General features: G+C 40.2%; 15 protein-coding genes. 4 read left to right on the forward strand and 11 right to left on the reverse strand.

The annotated features are described in order from the left end of the window. Window positions 1-174: 174 nt before the first annotated feature. A complete protein-coding gene (locus GS03_RS00525) occupies window positions 175-6,453 on the forward strand; it encodes a fibronectin type III domain-containing protein (protein ID WP_136150630.1) in 6,279 nt (2,092 codons plus the stop codon). Here the strand turns inward: GS03_RS00525 and GS03_RS00530 are convergent, their stop codons facing one another. Beyond that, on the reverse strand, window positions 6,454-6,780 hold the full coding sequence (locus GS03_RS00530; protein ID WP_136150631.1) for a hypothetical protein: 327 nt from the start codon (window positions 6,778-6,780) through the stop codon (window positions 6,454-6,456). Between the two features lie 27 nt (window positions 6,781-6,807). Here GS03_RS00530 and GS03_RS00535 point away from each other — a divergent pair, with 27 nt between their 5' ends. From GS03_RS00535 to GS03_RS00545, 3 genes are all read left to right on the forward strand, one after another. After that, window positions 6,808-6,990: a DUF5522 domain-containing protein gene (locus GS03_RS00535; RefSeq protein WP_136150632.1), complete on the forward strand. Its 183-nt coding sequence runs from the start codon at window positions 6,808-6,810 to the stop codon at window positions 6,988-6,990. A 21-nt stretch (window positions 6,991-7,011) separates the two neighbouring features. Beyond that, window positions 7,012-8,988, forward strand: a complete 1,977-nt coding sequence (locus GS03_RS00540) for a urocanate hydratase (RefSeq protein WP_136150633.1) — start codon at window positions 7,012-7,014, stop codon at window positions 8,986-8,988. Between the two features lie 63 nt (window positions 8,989-9,051). Next, window positions 9,052-9,585, forward strand: a complete 534-nt coding sequence (locus GS03_RS00545; RefSeq protein ID WP_136150634.1) for a DUF4136 domain-containing protein — start codon at window positions 9,052-9,054, stop codon at window positions 9,583-9,585. A gap of 32 nt (window positions 9,586-9,617) precedes the next feature. On the opposite strand, the gene GS03_RS00550 is transcribed toward GS03_RS00545, so the two are convergent. The 10 genes from GS03_RS00550 to GS03_RS00595 form a co-directional block, all read right to left on the reverse strand. Then, window positions 9,618-11,672, reverse strand: a complete 2,055-nt coding sequence (locus GS03_RS00550; protein WP_136150635.1) for an alpha-ketoacid dehydrogenase subunit alpha/beta — start codon at window positions 11,670-11,672, stop codon at window positions 9,618-9,620. A 5-nt stretch (window positions 11,673-11,677) separates the two neighbouring features. Next, window positions 11,678-12,745 (reverse strand): branched-chain amino acid aminotransferase, encoded by a 1,068-nt coding sequence (locus GS03_RS00555; protein ID WP_246034113.1) that lies wholly within the window; start codon window positions 12,743-12,745, stop codon window positions 11,678-11,680. A gap of 4 nt (window positions 12,746-12,749) precedes the next feature. Beyond that, window positions 12,750-14,000: a dihydrolipoamide acetyltransferase family protein gene (locus tag GS03_RS00560; RefSeq protein ID WP_246034116.1), complete on the reverse strand. Its 1,251-nt coding sequence runs from the start codon at window positions 13,998-14,000 to the stop codon at window positions 12,750-12,752. Window positions 14,001-14,031: 31 nt separating this feature from the next. Beyond that, window positions 14,032-14,628 carry an acyltransferase gene (locus GS03_RS00565; protein ID WP_136150637.1) on the reverse strand — a complete coding sequence of 199 codons (597 nt, stop codon included), beginning with the start codon at window positions 14,626-14,628 and terminating at the stop codon, window positions 14,032-14,034. Between the two features lie 40 nt (window positions 14,629-14,668). Continuing rightward, window positions 14,669-15,418: an enoyl-CoA hydratase/isomerase family protein gene (locus GS03_RS00570; protein WP_136150638.1), complete on the reverse strand. Its 750-nt coding sequence runs from the start codon at window positions 15,416-15,418 to the stop codon at window positions 14,669-14,671. 94 nt (window positions 15,419-15,512) lie between these two features. Next, the gene (gene paaZ, locus GS03_RS00575; RefSeq protein WP_136150639.1) at window positions 15,513-18,008 is read right to left on the reverse strand and encodes a phenylacetic acid degradation bifunctional protein PaaZ; all 2,496 of its coding nucleotides are present in this window, start codon (window positions 18,006-18,008) and stop codon (window positions 15,513-15,515) included. A 26-nt stretch (window positions 18,009-18,034) separates the two neighbouring features. Next, window positions 18,035-19,237, reverse strand: a complete 1,203-nt coding sequence (pcaF, locus tag GS03_RS00580) for a 3-oxoadipyl-CoA thiolase (RefSeq protein ID WP_136150640.1) — start codon at window positions 19,235-19,237, stop codon at window positions 18,035-18,037. Window positions 19,238-19,287: 50 nt separating this feature from the next. Then, window positions 19,288-19,695: a PaaI family thioesterase gene (locus GS03_RS00585; RefSeq protein ID WP_136150641.1), complete on the reverse strand. Its 408-nt coding sequence runs from the start codon at window positions 19,693-19,695 to the stop codon at window positions 19,288-19,290. Then, window positions 19,696-20,844, reverse strand: coding sequence for a 3-hydroxyacyl-CoA dehydrogenase NAD-binding domain-containing protein (locus GS03_RS00590; RefSeq protein WP_136150642.1), 1,149 nt, complete (start codon window positions 20,842-20,844; stop codon window positions 19,696-19,698). Continuing rightward, window positions 20,845-21,630, reverse strand: a complete 786-nt coding sequence (locus tag GS03_RS00595) for an enoyl-CoA hydratase-related protein (protein ID WP_136150643.1) — start codon at window positions 21,628-21,630, stop codon at window positions 20,845-20,847. Between the last annotated feature and the right edge of the window lie 19 nt (window positions 21,631-21,649).

Consider the following 21,649-nt stretch of genomic DNA (forward strand, 5'->3'; position numbering starts at 1 on the left):
TATCCTCGTTTTTTTTAGAAAAATAACGAAACTTATGACTATTAATCTGTTAATTTATAGAATAAGATTATCTTTGTAGATTCGGATTATTAATACCATCAGGGTATTTTAAAATATTTCAGAAAATTTATATCAAATTAAAAAATGATACCAATTAAAGATTGATGATTATTTATGAGGAAGAATTACTTTGCTGTTTATGAAAAATTAAAACTCAAAACCTTACTAGTTTTGGCTATTATTTTGATTTTTAATTGTGCTGATGCGATTGCCCAATGCAGCAATTATCAGGTGTATGAGAGTATAGGAACAGCTCTTCCAACTAGTGGTGGTACTTGGGCCGATAATTCAATAACTTATGGTGTTGGAAGCGCAAGAACAGGTTATTACAGTTTAACTTTTGATGCCGCCGGTGATTATATCAGAACGCCACAAATTGCAAATCCGGGATTATTTTCTTTTTGGTACAGAAGACAAGCTACATCAACCGGGACTCCTCAATTTCAGGTTCAGACATCACCTGACGGCGTTGGTTCTTGGTCAGCGGCAGTAGCAACAACAGGTACTTTTACAACAACTTACCAACAATTAACAGTTGATTTGGGAGCTTTAGCGCTAACTAATGTATATGTTAGAATAGTTGACACAAGAGGTTCAGGAACCGCAGCTAGATATGTTGATGACATTGCATGGACTTCTGCTACAACAACTAATACGCTTATTCCGGCATTAGCGAATTGTGGTCAAACCATTGCTTGTGGCACAACCTATACTTTTACGGATTCAGGTACTGCAAACGATAATTACAATTACACAGTAACAGGAACTGCTACTGCTACAGATTACACCATTACTTTTACGCCATCAGTAGGAACAAATAAGATTCAAATGGCTTTTAGTGCCTTTGATACCCAAAGTGGAGTTGATGGAATGGTCATTTATAATGGACCTAATACTTCCTCCCCAATTTTTGATTCAGGTCTTGGTGTTGGATCCAATGCTACAAATTGTCCGGCTGGTTCCTATTATGGCACGACAAGCCCGGGAACAATAACTTCAACAGATGCAACCGGAACGATTACAATTCGTTTTAGATCTGATACTACAACTGGTGCAGCTGGAACTAATCTGGGTTGGCTATCTAGTGTAACTTGTGTAAACCCTTGTACTACACCGGCAAATCAACCAACATCACTAAACTTTTCATCTATAACCGGTACTTCATTAAGTGGCTCTTTTACGGCTGCAGCTACTGCTCCAAGTGGTTATTTAGTTGTGAGAAGTACTAGTGCTACGCCTCCAACACTTACCGACGGAACGACCTATGCAGTTGGATATACTGGTTTAACACCAGGAACTACTACTGTTATTCAGGGGAGTGCCCTTACCAGCAACGGGGTGTCTTTTTCTGACTCTGGTTTAGTGGGAAATACACAATATTACTATTATGTATTCTCATACAACAATGCTTGCGTTGGTGCGCCATACTATTTGACAACTTCACCGCTTACTAATAGTGCTGTAACTTGTCCCGCAATACCTAATACTGTAGCAACGGCTAGTTTAAGCTACAGCGGTTTTACGCTGAACTGGGCTACACCAACGGGAGGTTCTGCTTCAGCAATAACTTACACTGTTCAAGTTACTACCGATGCAGGTTATACTGCAAATATTCCTGGCTCGCCTTTTTCTATTGCAGCTCCAACGGTTACTAAAGTGATAACTGGCTTGGCTGCAAATACACCTTATTATTATAGAATTCTTGCAAGTAATGGATGTAGTAGTGCTTATGTAAGTGGAAGTGTTACAACATCATTAGCGCCTTGTACTACCCCATCAAATCAACCAACAGTCCTAACTTTTTCATCTATAACAGGGACTTCATTAAATGGTGCTTTTACTGCAGCAGCTACTCCTCCAAGCGGTTATTTAGTTGTTAGAAGCACTAGTGCAACAGCTCCAACACTTACTGATGGAGTAACTTATGCTATTGGATATACTGGTTTAGCACCGGGAACTACTTATGTTATTCAAGGTAGTGCAGTTACCAGTAATGCTGTATCTTTTTCTGACACTGGTTTAGCCGGAAATACACAATACTATTATCATGTATTCTCTTATAATAGTGGTTGTGTTGGCACACCCTATTACTTAGCAACTTCACCTCTTACTAGCAGTGCTATAACTTGCCCAGCAATACCTAATACTGTAGCTACAGCTAGTATTACTTCTACTGGTTTTACTCTGAACTGGACTGTTCCAACGGGTGGTTCTGCTTCGGCTATAACCTATACTGTTCAAGTTACTACCGATGCAGGTTATACTGCAAATATTCCTGGTTCACCTTTTTCTATTGCGGCTCCTACGGTTACTAAAGTTGTAACTGGATTATCATCAAGCACAACTTATTATTATAGGATTCTTGCAAGTAATGGGTGTAGTAGTGCTTATGTAAGTTCAAGTGTTACTACATCAGTAGGCAATCCTTGTACTAGCGCCACAACATTGGCTTGTGCAACAAGTGGTTTGGCAAGCACTACAGTTGGTAGCACGAGCTATGCTTATACTGCAGGATGTGACCCAAGTAATTATGGAAAATGGTTTACTTTCGTCGGTGATGGAAATCAAACAACCATTACATCTGTAGGAACCGGAGGTTTTGATCAGGAAATGACTATTTCAAGTGGAAGCTGTGGAAGCTTGACCAACATAAGCTGTCACGATGTAGGCTTAAGTAACGGAACAGAAACCGCTACTTTCACTGCTATTTTAGGGACAACTTATTATGTCTACGTTGCTTATTGGTACTCCGCAGGAACCAGCACGGATACGGGTACATTCACCATTTCAAGAACCTGTACTACGCCACCGCCGCCAGTAACCAATGATGAACCATGTACAGCAATCTCATTGACCGTAAATTCTTCATGTAGTTATGCCAGTTACACTAATGCCGGAGCAACTGCTACATCAGGCGTAACAGCTCCAGGATGTGCCAGTTATTCTGGTGGTGATGTTTGGTTTAGTGCTGTTGTCCCTTCAAACGGCATATTAGAAATCGACACTAACACAGGCACTATGCTTGACAGTGGAATGGCTATTTACACCGGAACCTGTAGCAGTTTGACTTTGGTTGCTTGTGATGATGACAGTAGCACAAATGGCGCTATGTCCTATTTACAAGGAAGCGGATTAACTGCCGGAAGTACCGTTTATATAAGAATCTGGGAATACAGTAATGATAATCAGGGAACTTTTGGAATTTGTGTAACTTCTCCACCGCCACCAGCAAACAATGATTGCAGCGCACCAACAACTTTAACAGTTAACACAGGAGAAACCTGCACAACAAGTACCAGCGGAAACTCTTATGGTGCAACACAATCACAAGTAGCTTGTATAGGAACTGGCGCTGATGATGACGTTTGGTATCAGTTTACAGCAACCGGAACGAGACACGCAGTAACTGTTACGCCTGGCACAATGAACAACGTAGTATTTCAAGTATTCAGCGGCTCGTGTGGAAGTTTAACAAGCATAGCTTGTATCAATAATACAACCGGAAGCACTGCTGAAACAACAACATTAACAGGTTTAACAATTGGCGCAACTTATATCGTTCGTGTGCATAGCAACAATGCAAATGTTGGAACACAAGGGACATTTTCAATTTGCGTCACAACACTTTGCACCCTAGGTAGCGGAATAGGAACAACAACCTTAGCCTGTATTAATCCTATTGCCGGAGAAGCCGGACAAAATGGCGCTGATCCTGCAGCTATGCACTGTTCATCTCCAAGCTGTGTGAATTTAGACGTTACCTATTTACCAATAAACCAAACAACAAATTATACCGTTAGTTCAATAGCCTATACACCACCGTATCAGTTTAGCTGTTTGGCTAATGCAGTGAGTGTAAATGTGGACGATGTTTGGTCTCCGGTGATAAATCTGCCTTTCAATTTTTGCTTTTATGGAAACACTTACACCTCATGTGTTATTGGATCCAATGGTACGTTGTCATTTAACACTTCCTACGCCGGAACTTCTTCAGGTTATGAATACAACAACAACTTACCTAGTACAGCTTCAGGATTATTTGCTAACACTATTTATGGTGTCTATCAAGATATTGACCCGAGTAAAGGCGGCAAAGTTGGTTATGAGTTAATCACTTTAACTTCAGGTTGTAGGGCTTTAGTAGCTTCATGGAGCGATGTTCCAATGTATTACAACAACAGTATTTTATACACAGGTATGTTAGTCCTATATGAGAACACCAATGTTATAGATGTTTACATCAAAGAAAAATACGTTGATGATTATAGTTCATCATACGGCGATGCTTGGAATTATGGAAACGGGATTGTTGGCGTCCAAAATGCTGCCGGAACAGCTGCTGTTGTTGCTCCAAACAGAAATGGTCTAAGCACCAACTGGTCTGCAACCAATGAAGCATGGAGATTTACTCCGTCAGGAGCAGCCGCGGCTACTACTATAAAATGGTTTGAAGGCTCAGGAACTACAGGAACTCAATTATCAACAAGCAGCACGTTAAACGTTTGTCCATTATCTACAACGACTTATACTGCTGAAATTACTTATACTTTATGTACCGGAACCGTTAAGTTAACAGACGAAACAACCGTAACCGTTAATGGAGGCAAAACCTGGACAGGTCTCATAGATACCGATTGGAACAAAGCCGGAAACTGGAATCCAAACACAGCGATTCCAACAGGTACTGACTGTGTTGTTATTCCAAACACCACCAACAAACCAATAGTATCTGGAACCAGTTACAAAGCTCTTGCCGGAACATTAGCTGTTTATGCCAATGCTAAACTAACCATCAATTCAAGCAACAGTATTGTTGTTACAGATTGGGTAAATGTAAATGCACCCGGAGAATTTCAAATTAATGATTCCGCAAGTTTGGTTCAAATAAATAATGTTTCAAACACCGGAAATATCGTTTATAAGAGAACTGCACCAAGCATAAAAGGTTCCGATTATGTATACTGGTCTTCACCGGTTCTCAATCAAGATATGGGAACTATATACGATGCAACTTTTGCCTACTCTTCCGGATACAAATACCAATGGAACACTACTGTAAACAATGGAAATGGAGCAAGTGGAAACATCGGACAAGGAAACTGGCAAGCTGCCAGTGGAGTTATGGCAAGAGCCAAAGGCTATATCATCCGTGGTTCAAGTAGTTTCGGTATGCCGGCAACTAGTATTCCAACTACTTTTACAGGAAATCCTTTTAACGGAAATATTTCTATCACTGTACAAAGAGGTGACTATACAGGCGGACCATACAACGGTGCTAATGGCGCTCAAATTACAAATCTGAATGATAATTATAATTTGTTGGGTAATCCGTATCCATCCGCTATGAATGCGTTACAGTTTTTACAAACCAATACTTATCATGCAACGACCAATCCGAGCGGACAATTGTTAGGAAATGTAAAACTTTGGACTCACGGACATGATCCGCTTCTTGGGGTTCCAAACCCATTCTATGGTTCGTTCCAATATAATTATGATGCGAATGATTATTTGACCATCAATTATCTTGGTTCAACAACACCCGGAGCACCGGACATTATTAAAGGCGGACAGGCATTCTTTGTACAAATGGTAGACGGAACTGCTAATACAGGAACCGTTAACTTTACCAACAGCATGCGATTAGATGCCACAAATAATCCATATAGCAATAGTGGATTCTATAAAAACGGAAATGCAACAAACGATGTCATAGCATTAGAAAAGCACAGAATTTGGCTTGACTTGGTTGACAGTAATAGAGAATCATCCGGAATACTTGTAGGCTATGCTACTGATGCAACCAATGACTATGACACGTTCTTTGATGCGCCTACAGCTGTGTCTTCGGGCTTAAAACTTTTCTCTATAATTGAGAGCCGAACCGATGTATTTGACATTCAAGGAAGAACATTACCTTTTGATGTTAATGATGAAATTCCTGTTGGAGTTAATTTGCCTACATCCGGTAACTATTCGTTTGCAATTGCTAAAGTTGACGGCTTATTCGAAACACAGAATATTTACCTAAAAGACAACCTGTTAAATATTACACATGATTTAAAAGTAAGTCCGTATCAATTTACTGCTCTAAGCGGCGTTATAAAAGACCGTTTTAAGATCGTGTATATCAACAACGCTCTAGGAAATCCGAACCATTCATTTGAAAATAACATAAAAGTAATGGTGAATAACGAAGTGGCTGTAAGTTCGAGCAATCTTCAAATGGAATCAATTGTTGTATACAATGTTTTAGGTCAAAAACTAAATACATATAAAAATATTAATTCTAATTATGTAACCCTTTCGGGACTTCATAAAAACAATACTACATTATTGTTGAAAATAAAATTACAAACAGGTGAAACTGTTATTAAGAAAATTAGTTACTAATTACAAATAGCTTAAAAATTTCCAAAAAGACCTTTGCTTCAAATAGTAAAGGTCTTTTTCATTTGCATAGGCTTCCTTCTCAAAGGAGATATTTCTGTAGGCTGTATTTTTGTCTTTATAGATAATCCATCTAATCAAAAATTCTAATCCATACCAAATAAAAAAAGGCAAAATCAGCAACTCAATTTGCTGACGAATGTGAATCTTTTCATGGTTAATCATAACCGGATTTTGCTTCAAATCATGCTCGGAAACGATGATAAATGGAAACAAAGTTATCCCTCGAAAACCTTTTGGAATTAAATATCTCGAAACGATTACAAACATTTGTTATAATGCTTTAAATTTGTAGCTATGAACGAGCAAAATAATGAAAATAAATTAATCGAAGGCGAAGATTTCTATTTTACACCCGAAGGTTATAAATGTTTCACCGAAAAATACCACCTAAAACGCGGCTATTGCTGCAAAAGTGGTTGCCGTCATTGTCCGTATGGATTCGATAAAAAAACAGGAACCATAAAGCCAAAAAAATAAACTACAGCATAAATCAAACACATGACATTTCAAGAACAAATTTTAGAAGGAATTCCATCCGTTTTACCCAATACAAAACCATATGAAACGGAAATAAATCACGCACCAAAGCGAAAAGAAATCCTTTCTGAAGAAGAAAAAAAACTAGCATTGAAAAATGCGTTGCGCTACTTTGAGCCACAACATCACACTACTTTACTGCCTGAATTCAAAGAAGAATTAGAAAAGTATGGCAGAATTTATATGTATCGCTTTCGTCCGGATTATAGAATGTACGCACGTCCAATTTCAGAATATCCGGGAAAATGCGAACAGGCAAAAGCCATCATGCTGATGATTCAAAACAATCTGGATTATGCTGTGGCGCAACATCCACACGAACTAATTACTTATGGCGGAAATGGAGCTGTTTTTCAAAACTGGGCGCAGTATCTTTTAACGATGAAGTATCTTTCTGAAATGACCGAAGAGCAAACACTAACAATATATTCCGGTCACCCAATGGGATTGTATCCTTCGCACAAAGATGCACCAAGAGTAGTAGTTACGAATGGAATGGTTATCCCAAATTATTCGCAACCGGATGATTGGGAAAAAATGAATGCCTTAGGTGTTTCACAATACGGACAAATGACCGCCGGAAGTTATATGTACATTGGTCCACAGGGAATCGTTCACGGAACTACAATCACAGTTCTTAACGGTTTCCGAAAAATTAAAAAAGTACCAAAAGGAGGTTTATTCGTGACTTCAGGTTTAGGCGGAATGTCAGGTGCTCAGCCAAAAGCCGGAAACATTGCCGGTTGTGTTACGGTTTGTGCCGAAGTAAATCCAAAAATAACACACATTCGTCACTCACAAGGCTGGATTAATGAGGTTATAGAAAACATCAACGACTTAGTTCCAAGAGTTAAAAAAGCACTTCACAATCAGGAAACCGTTTCGATTGCCTATCTGGGAAATGTGGTTGATGTCTGGGAAAGTTTTGATCAGGAAAACCTGCATATCGATTTGGGTTCAGACCAAACCTCACTTCACAATCCTTGGGCTGGTGGTTATTATCCTGTTGGAATTTCTTTTGAAGATGCCAACGAAATGATGGCAAACAATCCTGCTAAATTCAAAGAAGAAGTTCAGAACACGTTACGACGTCACGCCAAAGCAATCAATAAACACACTGCAAAAGGAACTTATTTCTTTGATTACGGAAATGCTTTTCTGTTAGAAGCTTCACGTGCAGGTGCTGATATAATGGCTCCAAACGGAATCGATTTCAAATATCCAAGTTATGTGCAGGACATTATGGGACCAATGTGTTTTGACTACGGATTTGGACCATTCCGTTGGGTTTGTGCTTCAGGAAATCCGGACGATTTAGCTAAAACCGACAAAATTGCCTGTGATGTTTTAGAAGAAATGATGAAAAATTCACCTTCCGAAATCAAGCAGCAAATGGCCGATAACATCCAATGGATAAAAGGCGCACAGGAAAATAAATTAGTAGTGGGTTCACAAGCCCGAATCTTATATGCTGATGCTGAAGGGCGAATCAAAATTGCTGAAGCATTTAATCAGGCGATTGCCCATGGTGAAATTGGTTATGTTGTTTTGGGTCGTGATCATCATGACGTTTCAGGAACCGATTCGCCTTACAGAGAAACTTCAAATATTTATGATGGTTCACGTTTTACAGCCGATATGGCGATTCACAATGTCATTGGAGACAGCTTCCGTGGTGCAACCTGGGTATCCATTCACAATGGCGGCGGCGTTGGTTGGGGTGAAGTAATTAATGGTGGTTTCGGTATGGTTCTTGATGGTTCTGCTGACGCTTCAAGGCGTTTAGAATCAATGCTTTTTTGGGATGTGAATAACGGAATTTCCAGAAGAAACTGGGCTAGAAATGAAGGTGCAATTTTTGCAATAAAAAGAGCCATGGAAACGCAACCATTATTAAAAGTCACCATCCCTAACTTAGTGGACGATTCGTTGTTTTAGTTTGGAATTAAAGTTTCTGATTCTGAACTAAAAACCTGATTAGAAACTTTAATAAATATAGCTATGAGAACATTAAAAATTTTATCGCTACTCCTACTCTTTTTGGTATCATCATGCTGTTCAGTAAGCGTGAATTCTGATTATGACAAACAAGTAGATTTTTCACCTTATAAGACTTTTGCTTTCCATAAAGCCGGAATTGACAAAGCAACCATTTCCGATTTAGATAAGAAAAGAGTTCTTCGTTCTATCGATGAAGTGATGACTTCAAAAGGTTTTACAAAAAGCGAAAATCCCGATTTATTGATTGCTTTTTTTACCAAAGAAAAAGAACAAGTGAATGTTAGCCAATACAACGCTGGTTGGGGTTATGGATGGGGTTACGGTTGGAATCCGTATTTATGGGGAGGAAATACTTCAGTCTCAAGATATACCGAAGGAACTTTGTATATCGACATTATTGATGCCAAGAAAAAAGAACTAATATGGCAAGGCGAAGGCCAAGGTGCTTTGACAAAAGACACAAATAAAAAAGATGAAGTCATCAAAGAATTTGTTTCTAAAATTTTGGAACAATATCCACCGCAGAAAAAATAAATGAAAAGCCTCCAATTTGGAGGCTTTTATATCTAATAATTCATCAACTCTTGCATCTTCGCTTTGACTTTATCTGCATTCGGAATCATGGTGAATTCCAATGTACTGTTTAAAGGGATTGCCGGCATATTTTCAGAACCGATAACCATTACCGGAGCATCCAAATATTTAAAACACTTTTCCTGTATCATTCCTGCCAGACTTCTTGCAAAGGAATTGTTCGTCGGTTCTTCGGTAACTACCAAACATTTTTTGGTCTTTTTTACTGATTTTAAGATTGCTTCTTCGTCTAATGGATACAAAGTTCGTAAGTCAATAATTTCCACCTGATTTTTCATTTTTTCGGAAGCGTTTAACGCCCAGTGAACTCCCATTCCGTATGTGATTACCGAAATTGTTTCTTCTGTTTCCTGTTCCCAGATTTCCTGAACGATATTGGCTTTGCCAAACGGTAAAATATAATCTTCACTCGGTTCGTTTACACGCGCCATTTCAGTTCCTTTCACTTTACTCCAGTATAATCCTTTATGCTCCAAAATCACCACAGGATTCGGGTCGTAATACGCAGCTTTTAGCAAGCCTTTTAAATCGGCTCCATTGCTTGGATAAGCTATTTTTATTCCGCGAATGTTTGTCAAAACACTTTCTACCGAAGAGGAATGATAAGGGCCACCGCTGCCGTATGCACCAATCGGTACACGCAAAATCATACTCACCGGCCATTTACCATTGGTCAAATAACTCGAACGGCTGACTTCAGTAAACAATTGATTCAATCCAGGCCAGATATAATCGGCGAATTGTACCTCAACAATTGGCTTCAAACCAACAGCTGACATTCCCACCGTTGAGCCTACTATAAACGCTTCCTGGATTGGCGTATTAAAAACACGTTCATCACCAAATTTTTGCGCCAAAGTCGCTGCTTCCCTGAAAACACCACCTAGTCGTCCGCCTACGTCTTGTCCGTATAGCAAACATTCCTTGTGCGACTTCATCAATTCTTCCACAGCAAACAATGCGCAATCAACCATCACAACTTTATCTTCACGTTGCGGATTTCTTTCGCCTACTTCTTCCGTTATTGGCGTTGGCGCAAAGTCGTGGGTAAACAAGTCTTCGGGTTTTGGATCTTCAGCTAATTGTGCTTTTTCAAAATCAGCTTGTACTTTGGCTACAGCCAAATTTTCTATATCTTCTATTTCTTTTGTCGTAAATCCAGCATCAAGTAATTGTTTTTGCAAAACCGGAAACGGATCACGAGAATTCGCTTCCTCCAAATCATCGCGATACCATTCCATTCGAACTCCCGAAGTATGGTGATTCAGCAACGGCACTTTAGCATGCACCAAAAAAGGACGACGTTCTTCGCGAATCGTCTTGACTACTTTCTGAACAGCTAAATAACTTTCGGTAAAATTAGCGCCATCAATTGAAATCGCTTCAATGCCGTGGAAACCTTTGGCATAGTCAAACGCATTTTGCGCACGTGTTTCTGCCGCATTCGCCGAAATATCCCAACCGTTATCCTGCACCAAATACAAAATCGGCAATTGCTTTAAAGCAGCCATTTGAAAGGCTTCGGCAATTTCACCTTCGGTCACCGAAGCATCGCCAAGCGAACAAACCACAATCGGAGCTTCCTGATTTTTATCTTCAATACCAATGTTTTCTTTATACCAAAATCCCATCGCAGCACCTGTTGCCGGAATGGCCTGCATCCCAGTCGCTGATGATTGATGAGGAATTTTAGGTTTATCAGCATCTCTTAAACTTGGGTGACAGTAATACGTTCGTCCGCCAGAAAACGGATCGTCTCTTTTGGCCATCAACTGCAACATCAAATCATAAGGCTGCATCCCAATTCCCAATAACATCGAATCATCACGATAGTAAGGGAAAGCATAATCCTGAGGTAATAAATGCATTGCCATCGCAATCTGAATGGCTTCGTGTCCTCGCGAAGTGGCGTGAACATATTTGGAAACAATCTTAAAATTATCTTCATACAAATTGGTCATTGCCTTGGCAGTGGCCATTGTTGAAAACGCTTTTTCAAGTATATTTTTATCTAAAGTATTTGTCATATATTTTATTTCGCTGCAACTAACCAGCCAAATTTATCTTCAATCTCTTGTGTTTTAATTCCTTCTAAAGTGTCTGCTATCATATCGGAAACCGGATTCTCTGATGGGAATTTAATCGACAAATCTTTGTTGCCAATTTCTTCAATTCGAGCAATCCCTACCGCAGTTCCGGCGCCAAATGCTTCTTCTAAAGTTCCGTTTTTCGAAGCTTCAATAATTTCAGTAAGGGTGATTGGACGTTCCGTAACTTCATAGCCTTTGTCGCGCAAAATATCAATTACGCTCATTCGGGTGATACCAGCGAGGATCGAACCACTCAAATCGGGTGTTATGAATTTACCTCCTATTTTGAAAAAAATATTCATCGTTCCTACTTCCTGAATATAATCAAAATGTTGAGCATCTAACCACAACACCTGGTCATATCCTTTGGTTTTGGCATGTTCCGTAGGACGAATGGCACCAGCGTAGTTTCCGGCTGCTTTTGCTTCTCCCGTTCCACCATTTACAGCGCGAACATATTTTTTCTCTGCATATAATTTAATTTTTTTATGAAAAAAAGGGCCGGCCGGCGAAGCCATAACTATAAACTTAAAGCTGGTCGCCGCACGCATTCCTATAAAAGGCTCATCGGCATACATAAACGGACGCAGATACAAGGCGCTGCCATCCTGAGTTGGAATCCATTCCTTTTCAATCGCCACAAATTGTTTCAACGCTTCTACGAATAAATCCTCCGGAAAAAATGGCATCCCCATTCGGTTTGCACTGAAATTCATTCGTTTGGCATTTTCATCGGGACGGAATAATAACGGAGTACCGTCTTTTCCCAAAGTTGCTTTCATTCCTTCAAAAATCGCCTGACCATAGTGCAATGCCATAGCCGCAGGATGCGTCGGAATCATAGCTAAAGGTTCAATTCTCGGATTTTGCCATTCGCCATTTTGATAATCGCAAATAAACATATGATCCGAAAATCTAGTTCCCATAACGATGTTGTGAAAATCAACTTCACGGGCTTTTGATTGCGCTACTTTCGTTATTTTAATTGTTTGTGTCATTAGGTCTTGCATGATATTATAGAGTTGTGTTTGTGTCAAATTGTTCTAAATAATCGCCTACTTTTCGCAAAAAAGATCCTCCTAAAAATCCGTCAACCACTCGATGGTCAAAGGATAAAGAAAGGAACATCATACTGCGAATAGCAATTTCATCGCCTTTGGAAGTCGTAATTACTTCGGGGCGTTTTTTAATAATTCCGAGTGCTAAAATTGCGACTTCGGGTTGATTGATAATTGGTGTTCCCATCAAACTGCCAAAGGTTCCCACATTAGAAATCGTGAATGTACTGCCCTGAATTTCTTCCGGCTTTAGTTTGTTGTTTCGGGAAGCATCAGCTAAATGGTTAACGTCTTTGGCCAATGCCAATAAATCTTTTTCGTTAGCATTTTTTACTACCGGAACAATTAAATTTCCGCTTGGCAAAGCTGTTGCCATTCCAACGTTGATGTCTTTGTGTACAATGATATTCTTCTCATCGACAGAAACATTAATCATTGGGAAATCCTGAATCGCTTTGGCTACAGCCTGAACAAAAACAGGTGTGAACGTTAGTTTTTCGTTGTATTTTGTTTGGAATTTATCTTTGTTTTCATTTCTCCAATTGACCAAATTCGTCACATCCACTTCGATGTAAGATGTCACGTGTGGCGATGTTTGTTTGGAGTATACCATATGATCCGCTATCATTTTTCGCATGCGGTCCATTTCTACGATATGATCTTTCCCTTCCGTAAAATTGATTTTTGGTTTTGGATAAGTAGAAGCAGGTTGTTGCGCAACTGGTTTACTTTGAACTGGATATTTTCGATTTTTTAGATAATGAAAAACATCGCTTTTCTGAACTCTGCCATCAGTTCCGGAACCCGGAATGGATTGCAACTCTTCTATCGATAAATTTTCTTTTTGCGCAATGCTGATGATTAATGGCGAAAGAAACGCATCTGGATTGCTTTGCCAGTTCGCTTCCGCTCGGGTTACTTCTGCCTTTTTGGTTTCAGCCGGCATTGATTTGGTTTCCGTTTTACCAATGGTGATTTTCTTTCCTGCAACTTTGTCGTCACAATCAATTAGTGCCAAAACTTCCCCAACGCCAACAACTGCATCCTTATGAAAACGAATTTCAGTAATCGTCCCTGAAACCGGTGATGGAACATCGCTATCGACTTTATCGGTAGCAACTTCTACAATAGTTTCTTCGGCTTCCACAAAATCGCCTACTTTTTTCAGCCAGGCAATGATGGTCGCTTCGGAAATGCTCTCGCCCATTTTGGGCATTTTAAATTCGATTATCGGCATTTTATTGTTTTCTAAATTCTTCTAATGTTTTGTAAAACGCTTCCTGTGTTGGACGGTTTTCCGGAATTTCCCGTAACGGTTCCACTGCTTTTAAAGTATCATAACATTCCTTTGGCAATTGTTGGTACAAGGCTGTTCCTTTAGTTTTCCAGTCAATCATTTCATCCGAAACATCCTTAACAATCACAGCAGGATTTCCCACAACCATTTTTCTGTTCGGAATTTCCATTCCGGCTTTAATAAAACTCAAGGCGCCAATGATACATTCATCTCCCACATTTACATCATCCATGATAACGGCATTCATTCCGACAAGGCTATTGGCTCCGATATTGGCTCCGTGGATAATTGCTCCGTGACCAATATGCGCTCCGGCTTTTAAAATCATACTCTTTCCCGGAAACATATGAATCGTACAGTTTTCCTGGACGTTGCAACCGTCTTCAATAATGATTTCGCCCCAATCACCACGAATCGCAGCACCAGGTCCGACGTAAACGTCTTTCCCAATAATCACATTACCCGTAACCGCAGCCTGCGGATGGATAAAACTGCTTTCGTGAATGACCGGAATAAATCCCTTGAATTCGTAAATCATTATATTGCTATTGCCCTTCGGGTTATGAGCCCGACGATTGTTATTTAAATTTCTTCAACGTTTCTTTAGTAAAATCAGACAACACTAATTTTCCACTGATTGCGGCTCTTTCAGCTAACATATCATCCCAATCATCAGTCCCGCGCCAGAATTTCTTTTTCATTTCCGACATCGCTTCCGGATTGTAGGTGCATAAATGTTTGGCGAAAGCGGCTACTGCAGTATCCATTGCTTCAATGCTTTCATAAACGGTGGCATACAAACCTTTTTCCCTTGCCCACGATGCTTCATAAAACGTATTGGCATCGATAGCGATTTGCGACATTGCGGAAACACCCATCTTTCTTTCGATAGCCGGTGAAACCACGAATGGTCCTATACCGACATTTAACTCACTTAATTTTATAGCAGCAAATTGTGTTGCCATACAATAATCAGTCGAAGCCGCGATTCCAACTCCGCCTCCAACAGTTTTGCCTTGTATACGCCCGATAATGAATTTTGGGCATTTTCTCATCGCGTTGATGACGTTAGCAAAACCTGAGAAAAATACTTTTCCGGTAGCAGCATCATTAATTGCCATGAGCTCCTTAAAGCTGGCTCCGGCACAAAATGTACGGTCACCACCGCTTTTCAGAATAATTACTCTTACATCGGCATGGTTACCCATATTGGTAATGGTTTCGGCTAATTGTGCCAAAATATTTCCTGGTAACGAATTTTGCTCCGGATGGAAAAATTCAATCGTGGCGATGTTGTCTTGTATGTCGTGTTTTACGTAAGCGTCCATTAAATTTATATTTTTAGCCCCGATTGTAGCAAGCTGCCATGCAGCGCGTAAAGCGGGAAATAGCTCCTTCCCTCGACTGCGCTCGGGATGACATTTATAAAATTCCGAATTGCTCGAAATGATGGTTTAGATGTTTTCTTTCCAACAAATACGATTCATATCTATTTAATTCTCCGAAGACCATATTTTTCAAAATGGCTTCCGGGTTTTCTTTGAAGAAGGTTTTATAGGCTTCTCTTGCTTCTAAAAACTTTTCTTTGGCTGTCTCAAAATCGGGATGAATTAAATCTTCTAATTCTCCTTTTCTCATTGTTGGAAACGTACTGCCTAGTGGAAACTTATCGTAATTGTATAACGAATGGTGCACCTTCTCCAAAATCTTTTCAGGTGTTGCAATTTCAAAGTCCTGAATTTGTCCTGATAGTATTTTGTAGCCTTCTTCCAAATGTTCCAATAGATGTTGTGGTGTCAAAATACCCCATTGCGGTTTTGTGCTTTCGGTCAACTTGTTTAAGCATTCAGCAATTTTTTCATCGGTCATTTCAACAAAAACTTCTTGTTTTTTCTGCACCATAGTTAAGATAGTGGCCACTGCTACTAACTCGTCTTCGACATCAAAAACTTCCACAAACCATTTCACAATACCGCTTGGATGCTCGGCAGAAGCTACATCTCTGTCAATTTTTTGCTTACACGTTAAACGTACATAAACCGTATCGTTGTGGTAAATTGGACGTAAGAAACGGCATTCCTCTAATCCATAATTTGCCGCAACCGGACCTTTATTAGGAAGTACGAACAAACCTGCCGCAGCGGCCAATATGAAATAACCGTGCGCCGTACGTTTTTTGAAAATACTTCCATCTAGTGAAGTGATATCGGTGTGAGCATAGAAATGATCCCAGGTTAAATTAGCAAAGTTGATTATATCTGTATCAGTAACTGTTCTATTGTGCGTGCGCAACGACATACCCGGTTGAATGTCCTCCCAATGGTATTGGAACGGATGCTGGGTTGCTTCTTTATATTTGGAATTTGGCTGGTAAATACCAGTGATTTCTGTTAATGTGGTTGGTGAACCTTGTACGGCACAGCGCTGCATATAATGTTTGATTCCACGAACACCTCCCATTTCTTCACCGCCTCCGGCACGACCCGGACCCCCGTGAACCAATAAAGGTAACGGCGAACCGTGACCCGTACTTTGCTTGGCGTTTTCACGATTCAACACCAAAATTCTTCCATGGTGTGATGCTGCATTGATGACATAATCTTTAGCTATTTCATCCGAATTGGTTACGATGGAAGACACTAATGAACCTTTACCCATTTGAGCTAATTCGATAGCTTCGTCTAAGTTTTTATACGGCATAATCGTCGCCACAGGCCCGAAAGCCTCGGTTTCGTGCACAGCCAAATTCGCAAACGGATTTTCTTCACGAAGTACCATCGGGCTTATAAAAGCACCTTTACCATTGGCACCGACTAAGTTTAATTTATCAAAATCGCCATAGACCATTTTGGCTGTTTTGGCAATTTCGTGTGTTCTTGCTTTTACTTCTTCCACCTGATCTTTGGAAACCAAAGATCCCATTCGGACTTCCTTCAATCGTGGATCACCAATGGTTACTTTGTCCAAGGCTTTTCCTAGTGCGGTTTGTACGTCATCCATCAAGTTGGAAGGAACGATAATTCTGCGGATGGCGGTACATTTTTGACCACATTTTACGGTCATTTCGCTACGAACCTGGTTTACGAATAAGTCAAACTCTGGTGTTCCCGGAATGGCATCTTCTCCTAAAATAGAAGAGTTTAAAGAATCCGCTTCCATATTGAATGGTACTGATTCGTTGATGATTCGGGTATGTGCTTTTAACATTCGACCCGTACTTGCCGAACCTGTAAATGTAACAACGTCCTGACTTTCAACCGTATCTAAAAGTGCATTTGCTGAACCGCAGATTAATTGCAGCGCGCCTTCGGGCAAAATATTGGAAGCTATGATTTCTCTAACTACGGCTTCTGTCAAATAAGAAGTTGATGTAGCAGGTTTAACAACTGCCGGCATTCCCGCCATCCAGTTCACGGCACATTTTTCGAGCATTCCCCAAATCGGGAAATTGAAGGCATTGATATGCACGGCTACTCCTTGTTTTGGAACCAAAATATGATGCGCCATAAAACGCCCGCCTTTGGACAAATCAATTGGGTCACCTTCAACATGATAGGGTTGGTTTGGAAATAATTTACGTAACGAAGCATTGGCAAATAAGTTTCCAAAACCTCCTTCAATGTCGATCCAGCTGTCGACGCGTGTTGCTCCGGTTCTATAGCTGATTTCGTAAAATTGTTCTTTGCGTTTGGTTAAATACAGTGCCAAGCTTTTGATCATATTCCCGCGCTCCTGAAACGTCATTTTACGGAGTTTTTCGCCGCCTTTGGTTCTTCCGTAGTGGAGAATTTCACCAAAGTTTAAGCCTTGCGTGGAAGCGTGTCCAACAATTTCTCCTGTAACCGAATCGATTAAGGGAACACCTTCGCCGGCACCTGAAGTCCAATTTCCTAAAATGTAATTTTGTATTTTACTCATACTATTTTCTTTAACCTTAATCGGTTTTATACTCTTTCAATAATGGCTGCATAGCCTTGTCCTACACCGATACACATTGTAATTAATGCATAACGCTTTCCTGTCAGTTGCAATTCTAATGCAGCAGAATAGGCAATTCTGGCACCAGTAACGCCTAATGGATGTCCGATTGCAATCGAACCCCCGTTTGGATTTAACCTTGGGTCGTTATCTGCAATTCCCCAAGCACGGGTGCAGGCTAAAACCTGAGCAGCAAATGCTTCGTTCAACTCAATAATATCGATTTGATCTAAGGTTAAACCGGCTTTGGCTAATGCTTGATTTGTTGCTTCAACCGGGCCGATTCCCATGATTTTTGGTTCTACGCCAACCACAGCTGAACTTACAATTCTTGCCAGTGGTTTTAGATTGTATTTTTTCACCGCTTCTTCCGATGCAATAATGGTCGCGGCTGCTCCATCGTTTAAGCCCGAGGCATTTCCGGCGGTTACACTTCCGTCTTTTTTGAAGGCTGGGCGCAATTTGGATAATCCTTCCAAAGATGTATTTGGTTTTACAAATTCGTCTTTAGCAAAAACTATAGCGTCACCTTTGCGTTGTGGAATTTCTACCGCTACAATTTCTTTTGCCAATCTTCCTGAAGCTTGTGCAGCGGCCGCTTTCATTTGACTGTTCAATGCAAAAGTATCTTGGTCTTCTCGAGAAATATTATATTTTTCTACCAAGTTTTCAGCCGTTTCTCCCATCGCGTCAGTACCGTACATTTGATGCAATTTCGGATTGATAAAACGCCAGCCGAAACTTGAATCATACATTTTACTATCGGTTCCATAGGCAGCTGATGGTTTGGAAACCACTAATGGTCCGCGGGTCATGTTTTCGATTCCTCCCGCAATGAACACGTGTCCGTCTCCAGCTTTAATAGCGCGATTAGCGTGGATTACTGCTGATAATCCAGAACTACACAAACGGTTTACGGTTTCTCCCGGAACAGTGTATGGTAATCCTGCCAAAAGCAACGCCATACGTGCTACGTTACGGTTATCTTCTCCAGCCTGATTGGCACAACCCATGATGACATCGTCGTAGGCTTCCTTTGGAATGTTTGGATTGTTATCGGTTACGGTTTTGATTACTAAAGCGCCTAAGTCATCGGGGCGAACCGATGCCAGTGAACCCTGATAACTTCCGATTGGAGTGCGGACTCCGTCTATGATGTATGCTTCCATTTCAATAATTATGAATTATGAGTTTTGAATTATGAGTTCATAACTTGATATTATTCTTCCCATTCTTTAGTGGTTCTATAAACGACTCCTTTGAACAGTGCAACCATTTCGTTGCCGCGTTTGACTTCGATGATGTTGAAGCCTAGTTTATTATTTACTTTTTCAATAATCGATTCTGCAACCAAATAATCGCCTTCGTTTACCGCTTCGATATGATTGATTGACGTTTCGATGGAAACGGCGAACCTACCATGTGTATTGGCGGCAAATCCAAAAGCAGTATCAGCCAAGGAATAGGTAATTCCACCATGGGCTTTATTCATACTGTTGAGCATTTCCTTGCGAACGGTCATTGCCACTCTGCAACGCCCAAGTTCACATTCGAGAATCTCAATGCCAAGCCACTGACTGTATGGGTCAAGGCTTAACATTTTGTATGGGATTTTGGTGCCTTCCATTTAGAAAAAGGTTTTATTTTCTGCACTCATTCGTCTTAAAATTGGGCTGCAACGGTAGCGGTCTTCGTGATATTCACTGTATAATGCGTCAAGTTTTTCTACACACCACTTGATTCCTAATTCGTCTGCCCAGGCCAATAATCCTTTTGGATAATTTACACCTTTCGTCATTGCATTGTCTATGTCTTTTGCAGAGGCTATATTCAGAAACAAAGCATCAGCGGCTTCGTTGATTAGCATTACTATTACACGATTGAATATGACTTGTGCCAATGCCAAATCTTCGGTTGGTTTCGGCAATTCAGTGCTGTAATCGTAATAGCCTCTTCCTGATTTTTTCCCCATAAAACCGGCTTCTGTCAGACGTTTCTGCGTGAAAGATGGTTTGAATCTTGGGTCGAAATAGAAAGCTGTGAAAACACTTTCGGTTACGGCATAATTCACATCATTCCCGATAAAATCCATTAGCTCAAAAGGTCCCATTCGGAAACCACCGATAGTTTTTAAACTCCAGTCGATGGTCGCAAAATCGGCTACACCTTCTTCATAGATTCGCAGGCTTTCACTGTAAAATGGTCTGGCGACGCGATTCACTATAAATCCCGGTGTGTCTTTTACCACTGCAACTACTTTTTTCCAATCGATTATCGTTTGTGTTATAAACTTCAATACTGCTTCGCTGGTTTGCACGGCCGGAATAATCTCAACCAATTGCATTAAAGGGGCAGGATTGAAAAAGTGAATTCCTATGACACGTTCCGGTTTTTCACAGGAAGCGGCTATGGATGCTATTGATAATGACGATGTATTGGAAGCTAAAATGGTTTCAGGTGAAACATAATTCTCGATTTCTGAGAACAATTTTCTTTTGATGTCTGCATTTTCTACTATGGCTTCAATCACTAAATCGGAATGCGACAAATCACCTAGAGCATGAGCATAAGAAATGTTTTGAGTGATTCTGGATTTTTCATTGGCATCTATTTTTCCTTTTTCCACTAACTTGGACAAGGTGTTTTCTAAAGCTGCTTTGCTTTTGGACAAGGCATCCTGATTGGTGTCGTAAATTTTTACTTCACAACCGGCTGTGGCAGCTACTTGTGCAATGCCGCTTCCCATAGTTCCCGAACCTATTACTGCTACTTTCATTTAGTTTCCTTTAAATATCGGTGCTCTTTTTTCTACGAAGGCGGTTACACCTTCGTTGTAATCATATGAAGAACTGGCTTCAATTTGTAAATCACTTTCCAATGCCAATTGTTGTTCTAAATTATTGGTCATTGATTGGTTTAATAATCTTTTGGTTAAACCCAATGCTTTTGTTGGCATTTGAGCTAAACTTACTGCTAAATTGTGAACCTCTTCTTCAAAGATTCCCGGAGCAATTATTTTGTAGATCATTCCCATATTGAAAGCTTCCAATGCAGTTATTTTGTCGCCCAACATCATTATGGCCGAAGCTTTTTGGAAGCCAATTAATCTCGGAAGGAAAAATGTTCCAGCGCTGTCAGGAATCAATCCAATTTTGCTAAACGCTTGAATAAAACTGGCATTTTCGGTAGCCACAACTATATCGCAAGCCAAAGCTATGTTGGCTCCGGCACCAGCAGCTACACCATTTACGGCAGCTAGTATTGGCTTTTCGATGGTTCTTATTTTTTGGATGATAGGATTGTAATGTTCTTCAAGAATTTTTCGGAAACCCGGATTTAATTCGGGTGAAGTAACTTCTTTTAAATCTTGTCCTGCACAAAAGGCTTTTCCGTTTCCGGTAATAACAATAGCGCGAACATTTGCATCATTAGCACAATTGTCTAAAGCGCTTTGCAATGACAAAGCCATTTCACGGTTGAAACTATTGAACACATCGGGTCTATTGAGTGCAATCCACGCAATATTTTTTTCAATTTTAATTTCAATTGAAGCGTTGCTCATACCTTATTTATTTTTAAAA

The organism is Flavobacterium sangjuense (genome assembly GCF_004797125.1).
Lineage (GTDB): Bacteria > Bacteroidota > Bacteroidia > Flavobacteriales > Flavobacteriaceae > Flavobacterium > Flavobacterium sangjuense.